The organism is Glutamicibacter sp. (genome assembly GCF_032154645.1).
GTDB lineage: Bacteria > Actinomycetota > Actinomycetes > Actinomycetales > Micrococcaceae > Glutamicibacter.
This window is the reverse complement of sequence record NZ_JALDXV010000021.1, coordinates 1-14,568: the sequence shown is the minus strand read 5'-3', so window position 1 is coordinate 14,568 and position 14,568 is coordinate 1. Positions and strand designations below refer to the sequence as shown.

Genomic DNA, 14,568 nt, shown 5'->3' with positions numbered 1-14,568 from the left:
CTCCCTTTCTCGTTACTTCTCGGCAAACCAGCCGGTGACCTGCGGGTTCAGGTTTTGGTAGATGTGCTTTGCTTCCTGGTACTCGGCAAGCCCTGTTGGGCCAAGTTCGCGGCCGTTGCCGGACTGGCCAAAACCGCCCCATTCTGCCTGCGGCAGGTATGGGTGGTAGTCGTTGATCCAGACGGTGCCGTGGCGCAGGCGGTTGGCAACGCGCTGGGCCTTTCCGGCGTCCTGGGTCCATACCGCCCCGGCCAGGCCGTAGACGGTGTCGTTGGCAATCTTGACTGCCTCTTCTTCGGTGCTGAAGGTTTCAACGGTCACGGTCGGGCCGAAAGCCTCGTCCTGCGCCACGCTCATGGAGCTGGTGACCTGGTCGATCACGGTTGGCAGGTAGTAGTGGCCGTTGCTCAGTCCCGCACCGTCCTCTTCGGTGGCCTTGCGTCCGCCGCAGCGGACGCGGGCACCCTCGGCGATGCCGCCCTGCACGTAGGCGTGGACCTTGGACAGGTGGTCGTCGGAAATCAGCGGACCGGTCTCCGACTGCGGGTCGAAGGGGCCGCCCAGGGTGATCTGTTCTGCCTTGCGCACCAGCGCATCGACGAACTTTTCGGCGATGCTCTCTTCAACCAGCAGGCGGGAACCTGCCGAGCAGACCTGACCCGAGTGCACGAAGGCGCCGTTCAGCGCGTTGTCCACGGCGGCGTCGAAGTCGGCGTCGGCGAAGATCACGTTCGGGTTCTTGCCGCCCAGTTCCAGGGCAAGCTTCTTCACGGTGCCGGCGGCGGCCGCTGCGATCTTGCGTCCGGTGATCAGGCCGCCGGTGAAGGAGACCAGGTCGACGTCCGGGTGCTCGGAGAGGATGGCTCCGGCCTTGGAGCCGGTGCCGGTCACAAGGTTTGCCACGCCGGCCGGCAGGCCGAGTTCGTTGAGCACATCCATCATCAGGATCGAGGTGGACGGGGTCAGCTCGGCGGGCTTGAGCACGAAGGAGCAGCCTGCGGCCAGGGCCGGGGCGATCTTCCAGGCAGCCTGCAGCAGCGGGTAGTTCCACGGGGTGATCATCGCAGCCACGCCCAGCGGTTCGTAGACGATGCGGCTGAGGACGTTCGCGTCGTTCGCATCGACGATGCGGCCCGAATCCTGGCCTGCCAGGCGGCCGAAGTATTCGAAGCACGCGATGATGTCATCCATATCGATGCGGGATTCGATGATCCGCTTACCGGTATCCAGGGTCTCCGCGGTGGCGAATTCTTCCTTGCGTTCGCGCAGCCGGGCCGCGACCTTCAGCAGGAATGCACCGCGCTCGGGGGCCTGCACTGAGGTCCATACGCCGGAGTCGAAGGCCTTGCGGGCCGCGGCGATGGCTCGCTCGGAATCCTGCTGGCTGCCTGCGGAAACCAGGGCCACCTGCCGACCGTCGGCCGGCGAGTAGATCCCCGTGGTTTCCCCGGAGGCCGCCGGGCCGAAGGCGCCGTCGATGAAGATTGACTCTCCGGTGGTCAGCAACTGCTGATTCGGGCTCTGGGTTAGCGATTCTGCGCTGCTCACGGTCATGAGTTCTCCTTCATCGTTTCTTTTTCGTTCTTGTCTAAATTTTCGATTTCTTCATCCAGCACGTCGTGGGCTGATGCCGGAACCACCGGAATCATTCCGGTTTCAAAGTCCCGCTCCCAGTCGGTCTTGGTGCAGCCGTCCTCATTGATCTGGCTGCGTTCGGCGGTGATCGACTGGTGGTGGATGAATGCCATGTGGGTTTCGTACTGGTCCAGCACATCGGCGATGACCTGCTCCTGGGACAGTCCCATGAGGTCGTGCCCGTGGCTGCCTTCCTGGTTGAAGACCTCCAGCCGGTAGTACACATCTGCACTGGTGGTCACCCGGGCATAGGACGGCATGTTCACCCGCACCGGGTACACCTGGTACTTGAAGGAGCGCTGCTCTGGGTGGGTGACGACGATCAGGTCCACCGACTCCAGCTGCAGGCCGCCGACCTGTTTGATTTCAAGTTCGACGTCAACGCCCTGGGCCAGGAACTCTTCGTAGACTTCGCGCAGCGCCGGCTTGATGGTGTCGTTGATGAATGCAGCGGTCTGCTCCTGTCCCGAGTAGCTGACCTGGCGCGAGAGACGCTGGCGCCAATTGCGGCGGTCGCTCAGGGAACTGCTGCGGCTGCTGAGCACCGAGTGCAGCGAGCTGTCGTAGCTGTTGGCCAGCGCCGACTCCACCCGTAGCGACTTGTAGAGCCCCAGCATCACGAACACCAGCACCACCGAGAACGGCAGCCCCATGATCACCGTGGCGCCCTGCAGGGTCGGCACGCCGCCGACCAGCAGCATGGCAAGGGTCAGGATGCCGATGGCCAGCGACCAGAACAGGCGCACCGGCTTGGAGCCGTCGGATTCGGAGTCCTTCAGGTGCGAGGTGAAGTTCGCCATCACCAGGGCGCCCGAGTCGGCGCTGGTCACGTAGAACAGCAGGCCGGTGAAGGTGGCGATGCCAGCGATCAGCGGCACGCCGGGGTACTGCTCAAGCAGCGAGTAGAAGGCGCGTTCCGGGGTGTTCATCGCGACCTCGCCGAAGGCGGCGTTGCCGTCGATGATCAGCTCGATGGCGCTGTTGCCGAAGATCGAGATCCAGATCAGGATGAATGCCATCGGAATGATCAGCACGCTGAAGACGAACTGGCGGATGGTGCGTCCGCGGGAAATGCGGGCAAGGAACAGTCCGACGAACGGCGCCCAGGCGATCCACCAGGCCCAGAAGAACAGCGTCCAGCCGTTCAGCCAGGCATCGGGGCGGTCATAGGCGAAGGTATCCAGCGCCATGAACGGGAATTGCGCGATCATGTCGCCCACGTTGCCGACCATTGCGTCCATAAGGAACGCGGTCTTGCCGGTGACCAGGATGTAGCCGACCAGGATGATGCACAGGATCACGTTCAGCTCGGAGAGGCGGCGGATGCCCTTCTCCACACCCGTCAGCACGGAGATGGTGGCCATGACCACCGACAGGCCGATCAGCGCAATCTTCCAGGCGTTGTTCTCCGGGATGCCGAAGATGAAGTACAGGCCGTAGTTCAACTGGGCGACGCCGATGCCCAGCGAGGTGGCGATGCCGAAGATCGTGCCCAACACCGCGGCGATGTCGACGCCGTGGCCGATGGGTCCGTTGATCTTCTTGCCGAAGATCGGGTACAGGGCCGAGCGGATGCTCAGCGGCATGTTGTGGCGGTAGGCGAAGTAGCCCAGCGCCATGCCGACCAGTGCGTACAGGCCCCAGCCGATCAGGCCGTAGTGGAACAGCGTCCACACCAGCGCCTGGCGGGCGGCTTCGGCGGTGGAGCCGTCTCCGCGCGGCGGGGCGAGGTACTGCGTCACAGGCTCCGACACCGAGAAGAACATCAGGTCGATGCCGATGCCTGCGGCGAACAGCATCGAGGTCCAGGTGAAGAAGTTGAAGGTCGGGCGGGCGTGGTCGGGTCCAAGTCGGGTCTTGCCGACCTTGCTCGCGGCAACCATGACGACGAACAACAGGACGCTGACAACTACCAGGGTGTAGTACCACCCCAAGTTCTTGCCGATCCACGTGACCATGGAGGTCAGCACCGTGTCGGCGGATTCCTTATCGAAGATGGCCCAGAGCGCAATGGCCAGCACACCGAAGGCAGAACCGAAAAAGACCACTTTATTGATTCTGGTCCGTGGCTCGGCAACGCTCGGTGAATGCTCGATCATTGGCCCGGGTCGCATCCCGGATTCATTCTCGGTACTCATGGCGTTTGAGCCTAGCAACGGATTTAAGGCAATATCAAGGTCTTGATATACCAGTGATATATATGATATGCATCACAGGATCTGACATCTTGGACTATATATCACCTAGTCAGACGCGTTTCTTGAAAAATAGATTTTTTCATGAAACGCGGGCGCGCTTATCACAAAAGGTCGACACGACCCTGATCTTTAAGCGTCTGCACCGTCTGTTTCACCCGCTGCGCATGCTCCTTCGTCGTCACCAACAACGCATCAGCAGTATCCACCACGATCACATCATCAATACCGATCAACGCCACCACCCGCGGACGATCCCCATAAACCACACCGGTCGCCTGGTCCGCATACACGCGCACGCTCTCACCCAGCGTGGTCACACCCTCTTCCTCCCGCGCCTTATTCAACCGGCCAATCGCCGCGAAGTCGCCCACATCATCCCAGTTAAAGACACCGGGAACCACCGCAACATCCCCCGCGGCCGCCGCGGGCTCCGCCACAGCATAGTCAATAGCGATCTTCGGCAAACCAGGCCACACACGAGACATGACCTCATCACGCTCGGGCGTGTTCCACGCCAGGGCAATACTCATCAACCCGTCATGCAGCGCCGGCTCATTGGCCTTCAAATGCTGCAGCATCAACGCCACCGGCGCGACGAACATGCCCGCATTCCACAAGAACCCACCCCTCGCCAGGTACTGGCGGGCGGTATCCTCGTCAGGCTTCTCCACAAACTGCTCCACACCGCGGGCACTCGGAGCCCCCTGAACCCCCAGCAGCTCACCGGTCTGGATATAGCCGAAACCGGTCGACGGATGCGTTGGATGAATACCAATGGTCACGATCTTGCCCGTCGCAGCGGTCAGCACCGCTTCACGCACCGCATCCTGGAACACCTCCACCGGCTCGATCACCTGATCAGCCGCGAAGGAACCCATGATCGTTTCAGGATCGCGAAGATAAAGGATCGCCGCCGCCAACCCAATGGCCGCAGCAGAGTCCTTCGGCTCGGGCTCCAACACCAGGTTCAGGTCCACCAGCTCCGGCAGCTGAGCCAGCACCGCGTTGCGGTGGGCCTGGCCGGTGACAACCATGATCCGTTCATCGGCCACCGGGCACAACCGGTCATAGGTTGCACGGATCAGCGTGGAACCGGAACTGGTTAGATCGTGCAGGAACTTCGGCGCCGAGGCGCGCGAGAGCGGCCACAGGCGTGAACCTACACCGCCGGCTGGAATGACACCGTAAAAACGCGAAAAAATATCTTCACTCACGCTACTAAGGGTAATTGATACACCCGATTGAGCCCTATTATCACTGCCCGCGACGGCAATTCATGGACATCAAATACGCAAGGATCTCATACGGTAATTTCCGCGGATTTCCGACCATTTAGCGCATAGTTGACGCGATTCGGTGAACATACTCACATGATATGGACACGAAATAGATCGAAGTCCTGAAAGTGGTTTAGACTCACAAAAGGAACGCTCGCACAAGTGCGTCAAATCTCATTGTGTGCAATATACACATGCGCCGTTGCGAGCCTTGGAGGTTTAGTTCAGTGTCGAAGACTTCGTCAGGCACCCTATACCGCGGCCATGAAGGCATGTGGTCCTGGGTGGGACACCGAGTCACCGGTGTCGTTATTTTTCTCTATCTGCTGGTTCACGTGTTGGACACCTCGCTTGTGCGTGTCGATGCCAACGCCTACAACGCAGTAATTAGCACCTATCAGACTCCATGGATGGCGCTCGGTGAAACCGGCCTTGTCGCAGCCATCCTGTTCCACGCATTCAATGGTCTGCGTCTGATCTTGGTTGACTTCTGGAAGCAGGGCACCAAGTACCAGCGTCAGATGCTCTGGGGCGTCTTGATCCTCTGGGCTGTTGTCTTCGCAGGCTTTGCCATCCGTCACCTGTCGATCGCATTCGGGAGCCACTAACCATGAGCGTTACTATTCCTGCTCCACGCAGCCAGCGTCTTGATCCAAAGTACAAGCGCGGACCACGTTCGCGCGGCAGCTTCGAAATGATCGCATGGCTGTTCATGCGTCTTTCCGGCGTTGCACTGATCGTGCTGATCTTCGGCCACCTGATTTCGAACCTCATGGTCGGCGGCGGCATCTCCGATATCTCCTTCGGCTTCGTAGCCGGCAAGTGGGCCGATCCGGTCTGGCAGTTCTGGGACCTGGCAATGCTCTGGTTGGCAATGCTGCACGGCACCAACGGTGTGCGCACCATCATCAACGACTACGCAGAGAAGCACGCTACCCGCGCATGGCTCAAGGGCCTGCTGTACGTGGCAACGATCTTCATCGTTGTTCTGGGCACCCTGGTGATCTTCACCTTCGACCCATGCGTCGCCGGCAGCACCCTGCCACAGTGCTAACCCCGAAGAACAATAGATTTTTTAGAAAAGAGAGCATCTAGAATGCAGGTACATCAGTACGACGTAGTCATCGTCGGTGCCGGCGGTGCAGGTATGCGTGCAGCGATCGAATCCGGTCAGCGTGCACGCACCGCAGTGCTAACCAAGCTTTACCCAACTCGCTCGCACACCGGTGCAGCCCAGGGCGGCATGTGCGCCGCACTGGCCAACGTCGAGGAAGACAACTGGGAGTGGCACACCTTCGACACCGTCAAGGGCGGCGACTACATCGTCGACCAGGACGCGGCAGAGGTCATGGCCAAGGAAGCCATCAACGCAGTGCTCGATCTTGAAAAGATGGGTCTGCCGTTCAACCGCACCCCAGAGGGCAAGATCGACCAGCGTCGCTTCGGCGGCCACACCCGCGACCACGGCAAGGCCGCCGTGCGCCGCGCCTGCTACGCAGCTGACCGCACCGGCCACATGATCCTGCAGACCCTGTACCAAAACTGCGTCAAGCACAACGTTGAGTTCTACAACGAGTACTACGTTCTTGACCTGCTGATGGTTGAAGAAGAGGCATTCCGCGAAGACGGCACTGCCTACCAGCAGAAGCGCGTTGCCGGCGTAGTCTCCTACGACTTGGCCACCGGCGAACTGCACGTCTTCCAGGCCAAGTCGGTCATCTTCGCCTCCGGCGGCGCCGGCAAGGTCTTCAAGACCACCTCCAACGCCCACACCCTGACCGGCGACGGCATGGGCATCGCCTTCCGTTCGGGTCTGCCGCTGGAAGACATGGAGTTCTTCCAGTTCCACCCAACGGGCCTTGCAGGCCTGGGCATTCTCCTCACCGAGGGCGCCCGCGGTGAAGGCGCAATTCTGCGTAACTCCGACGGCGAGCGTTTCATGGAGCGCTACGCACCGACCATTAAGGACCTCGCACCGCGTGACATCGTGGCCCGCGCGATGGCCAATGAGGTGCGCGAAGGCCGCGGCTGCGGTCCTAACAAGGACTACGTGCTGCTTGACCTGACCCACCTGGAGCCGGAGCACATCGAATCCAAGCTGCCTGACATCACCGAATTCGCCCGCACCTACCTGGGTGTCGAGCCATTCACCGATCCGGTTCCCGTGTATCCGACCGCGCACTACGCCATGGGCGGCGTGCCGACCAACATCGAAACCGAGGTCCTGCAGGACAACGACACGATCGTCCCGGGCCTGTACGCAGCCGGCGAGACCGCCTGTGTTTCGGTGCACGGTGCAAACCGTCTGGGCACCAACTCCCTGCTGGACATCAACGTCTTCGGCCGCCGCGCCGGCATCGCCGCCGCTGAGTACGCCAAGACCGCTGACTTCGTCGAGCTGCCGGAGAACCCTGAAGCACTGGTCAACGCCCAGCTCGGCGGCCTGCTTTCCTCCACCGGCACCGAGAACGTTGCCGCGCTGCGCAAGACCCTGCAGGACACCATGGATGCGAACGTTCAGGTGTTCCGCGATGAGAACTCCCTGAAGGCCGCCCTGGGCGTCATCGAGGACCTGCGCGCACGCTACAAGAACGTATCGGTCCAGGACAAGGGCAAGCGCTTCAACCTGGATCTGCTCGAAGCCGTGGAGTTGGGCTTCCTGCTGGACCTTGCAGAGGTCATGACCACCGCCGCCTTGCACCGCAAGGAATCCCGTGGTGGCCACTACCGCGAGGACTTCCCGAACCGCGACGATGAGAACTTCATGGTCCACTCGATGTCCTACCGCGACTACAACGCCACCACCGAAGGCATCTCCGGTATCCGCATGGAAACCAAGCCGGTTGTCTTTACCCGTTACCAGCCAATGGAGCGTAAGTACTAATGAGCACCGAACTGCCAGAACCACCATCAAAGATTGAGTTGAAGGCCGGCGTCGGTGGCGGCGGAGAAATCCCAACCTTCAACATCACCCTGCGCGTTCGCCGCTACCTGCCTGAGTCCAGCGCCGAGGCCTACTGGGAAGACTTCAAGCTGACCATGTACGGCACCGACCGTGTGCTGGACGCCCTGCACAAGGTCAAGTGGGACCACGACGGTTCGCTGTCCTTCCGCCGCTCCTGCGCCCACGGCGTCTGCGGCTCCGATGCCATGCGCATCAACGGCCGCAACCGCCTGGCCTGCAAGACCCTGCTCAAGGACCTTGACACCTCCAAGCCAATTACCGTTGAAGCAATCAAGGGTCTACCGCTGGAGAAGGACCTGATCGTGGACATGGAACCGTTCTTCCAGTCCTACCGCGAGATCATGCCATTCCTGATCTCCAAGGGCCACGAGCCAACCAAGGAGCGCATCCAGTCGGCCGAAGAACGTGAAGTCTTCGACGACACCACCAAGTGCATCCTGTGTGCAGCATGCACCAGCTCCTGCCCAGTGTTCTGGACCGACGGCCAGTACTTCGGTCCAGCCGCCATCGTGAACGCCCACCGCTTCATCTTCGACTCGCGCGACGATGCAGGCGATATGCGTCTGGAGATCCTGAACGACAAGGAAGGCGTGTGGCGCTGCCGCACCACCTTCAACTGCTCCGAAGCATGCCCACGCGGCATCCAGGTGACCAAGGCCATCGCCGAGGTCAAGCAGGCAATCCTGTCGCGCACCGTCTAAGTGCGCAAGCCATCGGGCCGTTTTCCTCCTGCGAGGGAAACGGCCCGATCGTCTTTAACACCCCCAGGGGGTTGTCTGCACGCTAGGCGATGTCTAGGCTCGGAATAAATGACCGCTTCACCTGCTGGGAGTATTTCATGACGCTGATGCCACCGAAGGTTGACTCAAATGACGATCTCCCGGCACTGCTCATTCACGAGCTGCGCCAGGTACGCGCCTCATTACACGGTCTCACCACCGAACAGGCGGCTTCCCACCCTACCGCCAGTGCCCTGTCGCTCTCGGGAATCGCCATGCACTGCGCCCAGGTGGCCCACGGATGGCTGGTCACCGCCCAGCGGGCGCCCGACGTCGTCCCGGTGGAGCATTACCCGGGCATCAGCGCCCAGCTGGGATTCATGCGCATGCATGAGGGCTTGGAGGATCTGTCCGGAACCCCTGTCGAAGACGTCCAACGTCAGCTGGACCGTTGCATCGACTTTATTCTCGCCGACGGGCTGGGCCTGTTCGATGTCGACGTCCGGGTTCCCCTGGGCGACCGGAGGTGGCCCGGTGTCGGCGACTCGGTCTCCGGGATCTGGGTGTGGCAGCATCTGATTGCCGAGGTAGCCCGCCACGCGGGCCATGCAGACATCCTGCGTGAAAGCATCGATCGGGCGGTGTCTCCCGACCTGACTGATCTGGACTCCCCCGGGGCTAACGCTAACGTGCAGTAATCCCCGATCCAGCCCGCGGCGCCGCCGTGGCAGGTACGACAAAGGCGTCCGTCTCCTAAAGGAAACGGACGCCTTAAGCACTACCTACTTCGAGGCGACACGGTCCAGCGCGTCCTTCAGGCGTGCGACGGTGCCGTCGACGTCGCCCAGCTTGTCCAGGCCGAACAGGCCCAGCCGGAAGCTGGAGAAGTCTTCCGGCTCGCCGCAGTGCAGCGGGACGCCAGCGGCGATCTGCACGCCGACTTCCTTGAAGGCCGCACCGGTACGGATGCCTTGGTCATCGGTGTAGCTGACGACCACCGAAGGGGCTGCGAACTCCGCCGCCGCCACCGAGGCAAAGCCGCGCTCGGCCATCAGCGCACGCACCTTGGCACCCAGCTCTACCTGGGCTGCCTTGAGCTTGTCCAAACCGATCTGCCGGGCTTCTTCCATCAGTTCAGCATTGTGAGCCAGGGAGTCGGTAGGCATGGTCGCGTGGTACGGCGCACGGCCGGCAACGTACTCGTCGGCGATGAACAGCCACTTCTTCAGATCCAGCGCGAAGCTGCTTGACGTGGTTGCCTGCACCTTTGCGGCGCCCGCCTCGCTGAGCATGACATAGCCGGCGCAGGGAGTGCCGCTCCAGCCCTTCTGCGGAGCCGAAATCAGCACGTCGACGCCGGTCGCCTTCATCGAGACCCATGAAGCACCCGAAGCAATGCAGTCAAGGACCATCACACCGCCGACCTCGTGCACCGCCTGGGCCAGTGCTGCAATGTACTCGTCGGTCAGCTGGATGCCGGCGGCCGTCTCCACATGAGGTGCGAACACCACTGCTGGACGCTGCTCGCGGATCAATGCCGTGACCTCTTCGATGGGCGCCGGAGCGAAAGCGGCCTGCGGCTGGTCACTCTCGGCACGCGCCGGTGCCACCAGAACTTCAGCCGCATTGCCCGCCGACTCGAAAATCTGCGACCAGCGGTAGGAGAACAGGCCGTTGCGGACCACGAGGACACGCTGCTTGTCCGCGAGCTGGCGAGCCACAGCTTCCATGGCATAGCTGCCGCCGCCGGGGACCACTGCGACGCTGTTCGCGTCATATGCTTCACGCAGAATTTCAAGTAGCTGCTGCATGACGCCGACAAATCGCTGGGACATGTGGTTCAGCGAGCGGTCGGTGAACACCACCGAGTATTCAAGCAGTCCATCCGGATCAATAGTGTCATGTGGTAAATTCATGCATCTTCTCCAAAAGCTTGCCCCGCATAAAGAGGGGTCCCGTGGGCGCTAACGTGCGCTACGTCTAATTCTGCCAACTTTGGTATGCAAATCCCAGTTGGCCCAGATCTTGGACGCCACCGTTCAGAACGTGACGACATCGCGTTTTCGTACCTGAATAAAACGACTAGTCATCGCTTGCCTGTGCGGGCGCTTGCTGTCGGTACACCGAATCGGCGTTGTTGGCGGGCGAGCTCAGAAATTACGTAGTTCTTACACGTAATGCCCCGTTGATGAATTGAGTACGACCTCGCTCGCTCCCATTCGATTGTTGGTGATTTCACGAAGATGACGCGTGAAAACAACGCACAACCAGCCACTTTTTACGCCGTGCGACATAAGATTCTGATTGAGAGTTGCGGGGTGATCGTCCCGCCCAGTGAATCAAAGGAAATAGAGTATGCAGCCGCTGAGTATCGGAACGCCCGTAGGAGACGACGACGGACAGGTGCAGCTGAACGCCTCTAAGTTCAACCGTCATACTTTCTGGTGCGGCCAGAGCGGCTCGGGCAAGACCTATGCACTCGGCGTGGTCTTGGAACAGCTGATCCTCAAGACCCAGCTGCCAATCCTCGTCATGGATCCCAACGCTGATTTTACAAAGCTAGAGGGAATCCGCCCCGAGGCAGACGCCGACGAAGCACAGAAGATCAAGGATGCTTCGATGCATATCTTGAACACGACCTCCGCCGAAGGGCCACGGCTGCAAATCCGCTTTACCGACTTCTCGGTAGCTTCCAAGGCGGCGATACTTCAGCTTGACCCGGTTTTGGACGCCGAAGAATACAACGTCTTGGTGCACTTGGACGGCACTGAATACGACTTCGACGACGACAAGTTAATCTCAACCCTTCGCGGCTCAGGGGATCCGGGAAAGATCCGCTTGGCCAACAGGGTCGAGAATCTTCAGGTGCTGGACTGGGGTCTTTGGTCGCGGGGCGCAGCCTCGGCAACTGACATCATCGAATCTCGTCCCCGCGTCACGGTGATGGATTTGGGCGGGTTTGGACATCATGATGAGCCAAAGGTTGCGGCCCTCGGCATGTTGGAACATCTTTGGGCCACCCGCCAGCAACGCAAGCCGGTGCTCATCGTCATCGATGAGGCACACAATCTGTGTTCACCGAATCCGGTGACACCTGTAGAAAAGGCTCTGACCGAACAGCTCATTCAGATCGCCGCCGAGGGCCGAAAGTTTGGGCTGTGGCTGTTCTTGTCCACCCAGCGTCCTACAAAGATCCACCCGAACGTGCTCTCGCAGTGCGACAATCTCGGCCTGATGCGCGTGAATTCCCCTCGCGACCTGGCCGAGATCGGCGAGGTCTTCGGGTTCGTGCCGACCGAACTGTTGAACCAGGCCAAGTACTTCGCCCAGGGACAGGGGCTCTTTGCCGGCGGGTTCATTTCAGAACCTACGGTGAACCAGATGCGTGATCGCATCACCCAAGAAGGCGGAAGCGACGTCAAGGTTCCATTGGCCTAACGTCCGCCAGCCAAGGGAGGGCTGCGCCGAGCAGGCCCACCAATGGCATGAATAGGGAAACGCCGGCCCAGAAGCCGGCGTTTCCTCATTTTCCGAGGGGCAATTCTTCGCTCAGATTCCACTGCCCGCTGGCGGTGTCGAATAGCTGAATCGATTCCACGGTAAATTCCAGATCGACCTCGTGCAGCGCCGCCTGTGCAGCGTCCAGCCGGTCGGCCGGCACGTTCTGCGCGATGGTCAGGTGCGGATGGTAGGCGAAGCCCGACTCATGGCGCAGGGCATCGCCCAGCAAAGCTCGGTGCAGCGCCCAGCACTCTTCGGTGCCCGACTCCAGCGGAAGATACACCACCTCGCTGGCGGGCCTGAACGTCAGCGCCGCACCCAGGCGGACGGAGAACTGCGAACCCTGCTGCGCCACGCGGCGCACCTGAGCCGCCGCCCGCTCCCAGGTGTTCAGGTAGGACCCCGAAACCAGGGTGATATGCGGGGCAATCGGCTCCGTGGCTTCTCCCCCGAATTCCCGGCGCCAGGCACGCAGGGTGTCCCGGTGCGGCTGCGGCACCGGGATCACTACGCCCAGGGTAAACCGGGATTCAACGCTCATCACTAGACACCCAGCGGCGGCAGGAAGCCGACCTTCTGATAGACATCTGCCACGGTCTTGGACGCCACCTCGCGGGCCTTGGAAGCGCCGGCGAGCAGCAGGCGGTCCAGCTCTGCAGGATCGTCCAGCAGCTCAAGGGTGCGTTCGCGGATCGGGGTCAGGCGTTCGACGACAGCGTCGGCCACTGCCACCTTCAGGTGCCCGTACATCTTGCCGTCGAACTCTTCCACGAGCTCAGGCACGTGGCGTTCGGTCACCGCCGCCAGGATGTCCAGGAGGTTGGAAACGCCTGGCTTTTCCTGCTTGTCATAGGCGATCACGGTGCCGGCATCGGTCACCGCCGACTTGATGCGCTTGGCGATCAGCTTCGGCTCGTCCAGCACGTTGATCAGGCCGTTCGGCGACTCCGCAGACTTGGACATCTTGGAGGTAGGGTTCTGCAGGTCGTAGATGCGCGCGCCCTCCTTCGGGATGAACGCCTCCGGCACGGTGAAGGTCTCGCCGAAACGGTGGTTGAAGCGCTTGGCCAGGTCGCGGGCCAGCTCCACATGCTGGCGCTGGTCGTCGCCCACCGGCACGCCCTGCGGCTGGTAGAGCAGGATGTCCGCTGCCATCAGGATCGGGTAGGTGAACAGGCCGACGCTGGCGGCGTCCGAGCCGCCCTTGGCCGACTTATCCTTGAACTGGGTCATGCGGCTTGCCTCGCCGAAGCCGGTCAGGCAGTTGAGCACCCACGCCAGCTGGGCGTGCTCCGGCACCTGGGACTGCACGAACAGCGTGGACTTCTCAAGGTCGATGCCGCCGGCAATAAACTGCGCCGCGGTCTTGCGGGTGCGGGCGCGCAACTCTGCGGGATCCTGCTGCACGGTGATTGCGTGCATATCCGGGATGAAGAAGAACGCGTCGTACTCGTCCTGGGTCTTGACCCAGTTGACCAGCGCGCCGAGGTAGTTGCCCAGGTGGAGTGAATCGCCCGAAGGCTGCATGCCCGAAAGTACGCGGGATTTCATTAATGTTCCTTAAAACTGGTAGTCGACGACCAGCGGTGCGTGGTCGGAGAAGCGCAGGTCATAGCTCGATGCCCGGTCGACGTGCGACTTGATCGCCTTGTCTGCAAGGCCCGGGGTAGCCATGTGGTAGTCGATGCGCCAGCCGGCGTCGTTGTCGAAGGCCTGCCCGCGGTAGGACCACCAGGTGTAGGGCCCCTGCGTGTCGCCGGCCAGCTGCCGGGCAACATCCTTGTAGCCCACGGCACCGAAGAAGCCGTCGAAGTAGGCGATCTCCTCGTCCATCACGCCGGCGCGCTTATTGTGGTTCGGCTTCCAGTTCTTAATGTCCTTCTCGGTGTGCACGACGTTCAGGTCGCCCACCACCAGCACGTGGTCCTTTTCTGCTGCCAGCGCTGGCAGGTAGTCGGTCATGCGCTGCAGGAAGCGGTACTTGTCATCCTGTTTCTGGGTGCCCAGTTCGCCCGAGTGCACGTAGCAGGAGACCACGGTGAAGATTTCGCCGTTCACATCGAAGTCCGCCTCCACCCAGCGGCCTGCGTCGGCGAAGTACTCGTCGCCGATGTTTTCGCGCACCGCCACCGGCTCAACGCGGGAGAGCACTGCCACTCCGGCGCGGCCCTTGTCCTTGGCTTCGGCATGCAGGATGTGCCAACCATCGCCGATCAGCTCGCGCAGCACCTTGTCCGGTGCGCGCACCTCCTGCAGGCACAGGATGTCGACGT

At 61.4% G+C, this 14,568-nt stretch carries 13 protein-coding genes; 6 read left to right on the top strand and 7 right to left on the bottom strand.

Translation table 11 applies throughout. The annotated features are described in order from the left end of the window. Positions 1 to 12: 12 nt before the first annotated feature. The 3 genes from RUH64_RS14420 to RUH64_RS14410 all read right to left on the bottom strand — a co-directional run bounded on the left by RUH64_RS14420 (position 13) and on the right by RUH64_RS14410 (position 5,047). On the bottom strand, positions 13 to 1,554 hold the full coding sequence (locus RUH64_RS14420) for an aldehyde dehydrogenase family protein (protein ID WP_313814302.1): 1,542 nt from the start codon (positions 1,552 to 1,554) through the stop codon (positions 13 to 15). Continuing rightward, positions 1,551 to 3,773 carry a choline BCCT transporter BetT gene (gene betT, locus RUH64_RS14415; RefSeq protein WP_396276042.1) on the bottom strand — a complete coding sequence of 741 codons (2,223 nt, stop codon included), beginning with the start codon at positions 3,771 to 3,773 and terminating at the stop codon, positions 1,551 to 1,553. The genes RUH64_RS14420 and betT overlap by 4 nt, the downstream gene beginning before the upstream one ends. 161 nt (positions 3,774 to 3,934) lie before the next feature. After that, positions 3,935 to 5,047 carry a mannose-1-phosphate guanylyltransferase gene (locus tag RUH64_RS14410; RefSeq protein WP_313814300.1) on the bottom strand — a complete coding sequence of 371 codons (1,113 nt, stop codon included), beginning with the start codon at positions 5,045 to 5,047 and terminating at the stop codon, positions 3,935 to 3,937. Between the two features lie 257 nt (positions 5,048 to 5,304). Between RUH64_RS14410 and sdhC the strand changes: the two genes are divergently transcribed. The 5 genes from sdhC to RUH64_RS14385 all read left to right on the top strand — a co-directional run bounded on the left by sdhC (position 5,305) and on the right by RUH64_RS14385 (position 9,492). Further along, positions 5,305 to 5,718, top strand: a complete 414-nt coding sequence (gene sdhC / locus RUH64_RS14405) for a succinate dehydrogenase, cytochrome b556 subunit (protein ID WP_396276040.1) — start codon at positions 5,305 to 5,307, stop codon at positions 5,716 to 5,718. Between the two features lie 2 nt (positions 5,719 to 5,720). Further along, positions 5,721 to 6,164, top strand: coding sequence for a succinate dehydrogenase hydrophobic membrane anchor subunit (locus RUH64_RS14400; protein WP_313814298.1), 444 nt, complete (start codon positions 5,721 to 5,723; stop codon positions 6,162 to 6,164). Between the two features lie 42 nt (positions 6,165 to 6,206). Next, a complete protein-coding gene (gene sdhA / locus RUH64_RS14395) occupies positions 6,207 to 7,994 on the top strand; it encodes a succinate dehydrogenase flavoprotein subunit (RefSeq protein WP_313814296.1) in 1,788 nt (595 codons plus the stop codon). After that, a complete protein-coding gene (locus tag RUH64_RS14390) occupies positions 7,994 to 8,776 on the top strand; it encodes a succinate dehydrogenase iron-sulfur subunit (RefSeq protein ID WP_313814295.1) in 783 nt (260 codons plus the stop codon). The genes sdhA and RUH64_RS14390 overlap by 1 nt, the downstream gene beginning before the upstream one ends. A 137-nt stretch (positions 8,777 to 8,913) precedes the next feature. Then, positions 8,914 to 9,492: a DUF664 domain-containing protein gene (locus RUH64_RS14385; RefSeq protein WP_313814294.1), complete on the top strand. Its 579-nt coding sequence runs from the start codon at positions 8,914 to 8,916 to the stop codon at positions 9,490 to 9,492. 84 nt (positions 9,493 to 9,576) lie between these two features. On the opposite strand, the gene RUH64_RS14380 is transcribed toward RUH64_RS14385, so the two are convergent. Beyond that, positions 9,577 to 10,710, bottom strand: a complete 1,134-nt coding sequence (locus RUH64_RS14380; protein ID WP_313814293.1) for an alanine--glyoxylate aminotransferase family protein — start codon at positions 10,708 to 10,710, stop codon at positions 9,577 to 9,579. Positions 10,711 to 11,149: 439 nt separating this feature from the next. Here RUH64_RS14380 and RUH64_RS14375 point away from each other — a divergent pair, with 439 nt between their 5' ends. Beyond that, the gene (locus RUH64_RS14375) at positions 11,150 to 12,232 is read left to right on the top strand and encodes an ATP-binding protein (protein ID WP_313814292.1); all 1,083 of its coding nucleotides are present in this window, start codon (positions 11,150 to 11,152) and stop codon (positions 12,230 to 12,232) included. A gap of 85 nt (positions 12,233 to 12,317) precedes the next feature. On the opposite strand, the gene RUH64_RS14370 is transcribed toward RUH64_RS14375, so the two are convergent. The 3 genes from RUH64_RS14370 to RUH64_RS14360 form a co-directional block, all read right to left on the bottom strand. After that, positions 12,318 to 12,836 carry a 2'-5' RNA ligase family protein gene (locus RUH64_RS14370; RefSeq protein WP_313814291.1) on the bottom strand — a complete coding sequence of 173 codons (519 nt, stop codon included), beginning with the start codon at positions 12,834 to 12,836 and terminating at the stop codon, positions 12,318 to 12,320. 2 nt (positions 12,837 to 12,838) lie between these two features. Further along, positions 12,839 to 13,846 (bottom strand): tryptophan--tRNA ligase, encoded by a 1,008-nt coding sequence (gene trpS, locus RUH64_RS14365; RefSeq protein WP_313814290.1) that lies wholly within the window; start codon positions 13,844 to 13,846, stop codon positions 12,839 to 12,841. A 9-nt stretch (positions 13,847 to 13,855) separates the two neighbouring features. After that, a partial coding sequence (locus RUH64_RS14360; protein WP_313814288.1) for an exodeoxyribonuclease III occupies positions 13,856 to 14,568 on the bottom strand: 713 nt, incomplete at its 5' end.

Excerpts from the sequence above, each read along its gene's own strand:
- RUH64_RS14420 (WP_313814302.1), bottom strand. The coding sequence starts at position 1,554 with ATGACCGTGAGCAGCGCAGAATCGCTAACCCAGAGCCCGAATCAGCAG.
- betT (WP_396276042.1), bottom strand. The coding sequence starts at position 3,773 with ATGAGTACCGAGAATGAATCCGGGATGCGACCCGGGCCAATGATCGAG.
- sdhC (WP_396276040.1), top strand. The coding sequence starts at position 5,305 with ATGCGCCGTTGCGAGCCTTGGAGGTTTAGTTCAGTGTCGAAGACTTCG.
- RUH64_RS14400 (WP_313814298.1), top strand. The coding sequence starts at position 5,721 with ATGAGCGTTACTATTCCTGCTCCACGCAGCCAGCGTCTTGATCCAAAG.
- sdhA (WP_313814296.1), top strand. The coding sequence starts at position 6,207 with ATGCAGGTACATCAGTACGACGTAGTCATCGTCGGTGCCGGCGGTGCA.
- RUH64_RS14390 (WP_313814295.1), top strand. The coding sequence starts at position 7,994 with ATGAGCACCGAACTGCCAGAACCACCATCAAAGATTGAGTTGAAGGCC.
- RUH64_RS14385 (WP_313814294.1), top strand. The coding sequence starts at position 8,914 with ATGACGCTGATGCCACCGAAGGTTGACTCAAATGACGATCTCCCGGCA.
- RUH64_RS14380 (WP_313814293.1), bottom strand. The coding sequence starts at position 10,710 with ATGAATTTACCACATGACACTATTGATCCGGATGGACTGCTTGAATAC.
- RUH64_RS14375 (WP_313814292.1), top strand. The coding sequence starts at position 11,150 with ATGCAGCCGCTGAGTATCGGAACGCCCGTAGGAGACGACGACGGACAG.
- RUH64_RS14370 (WP_313814291.1), bottom strand. The coding sequence starts at position 12,836 with ATGAGCGTTGAATCCCGGTTTACCCTGGGCGTAGTGATCCCGGTGCCG.
- trpS (WP_313814290.1), bottom strand. The coding sequence starts at position 13,846 with ATGAAATCCCGCGTACTTTCGGGCATGCAGCCTTCGGGCGATTCACTC.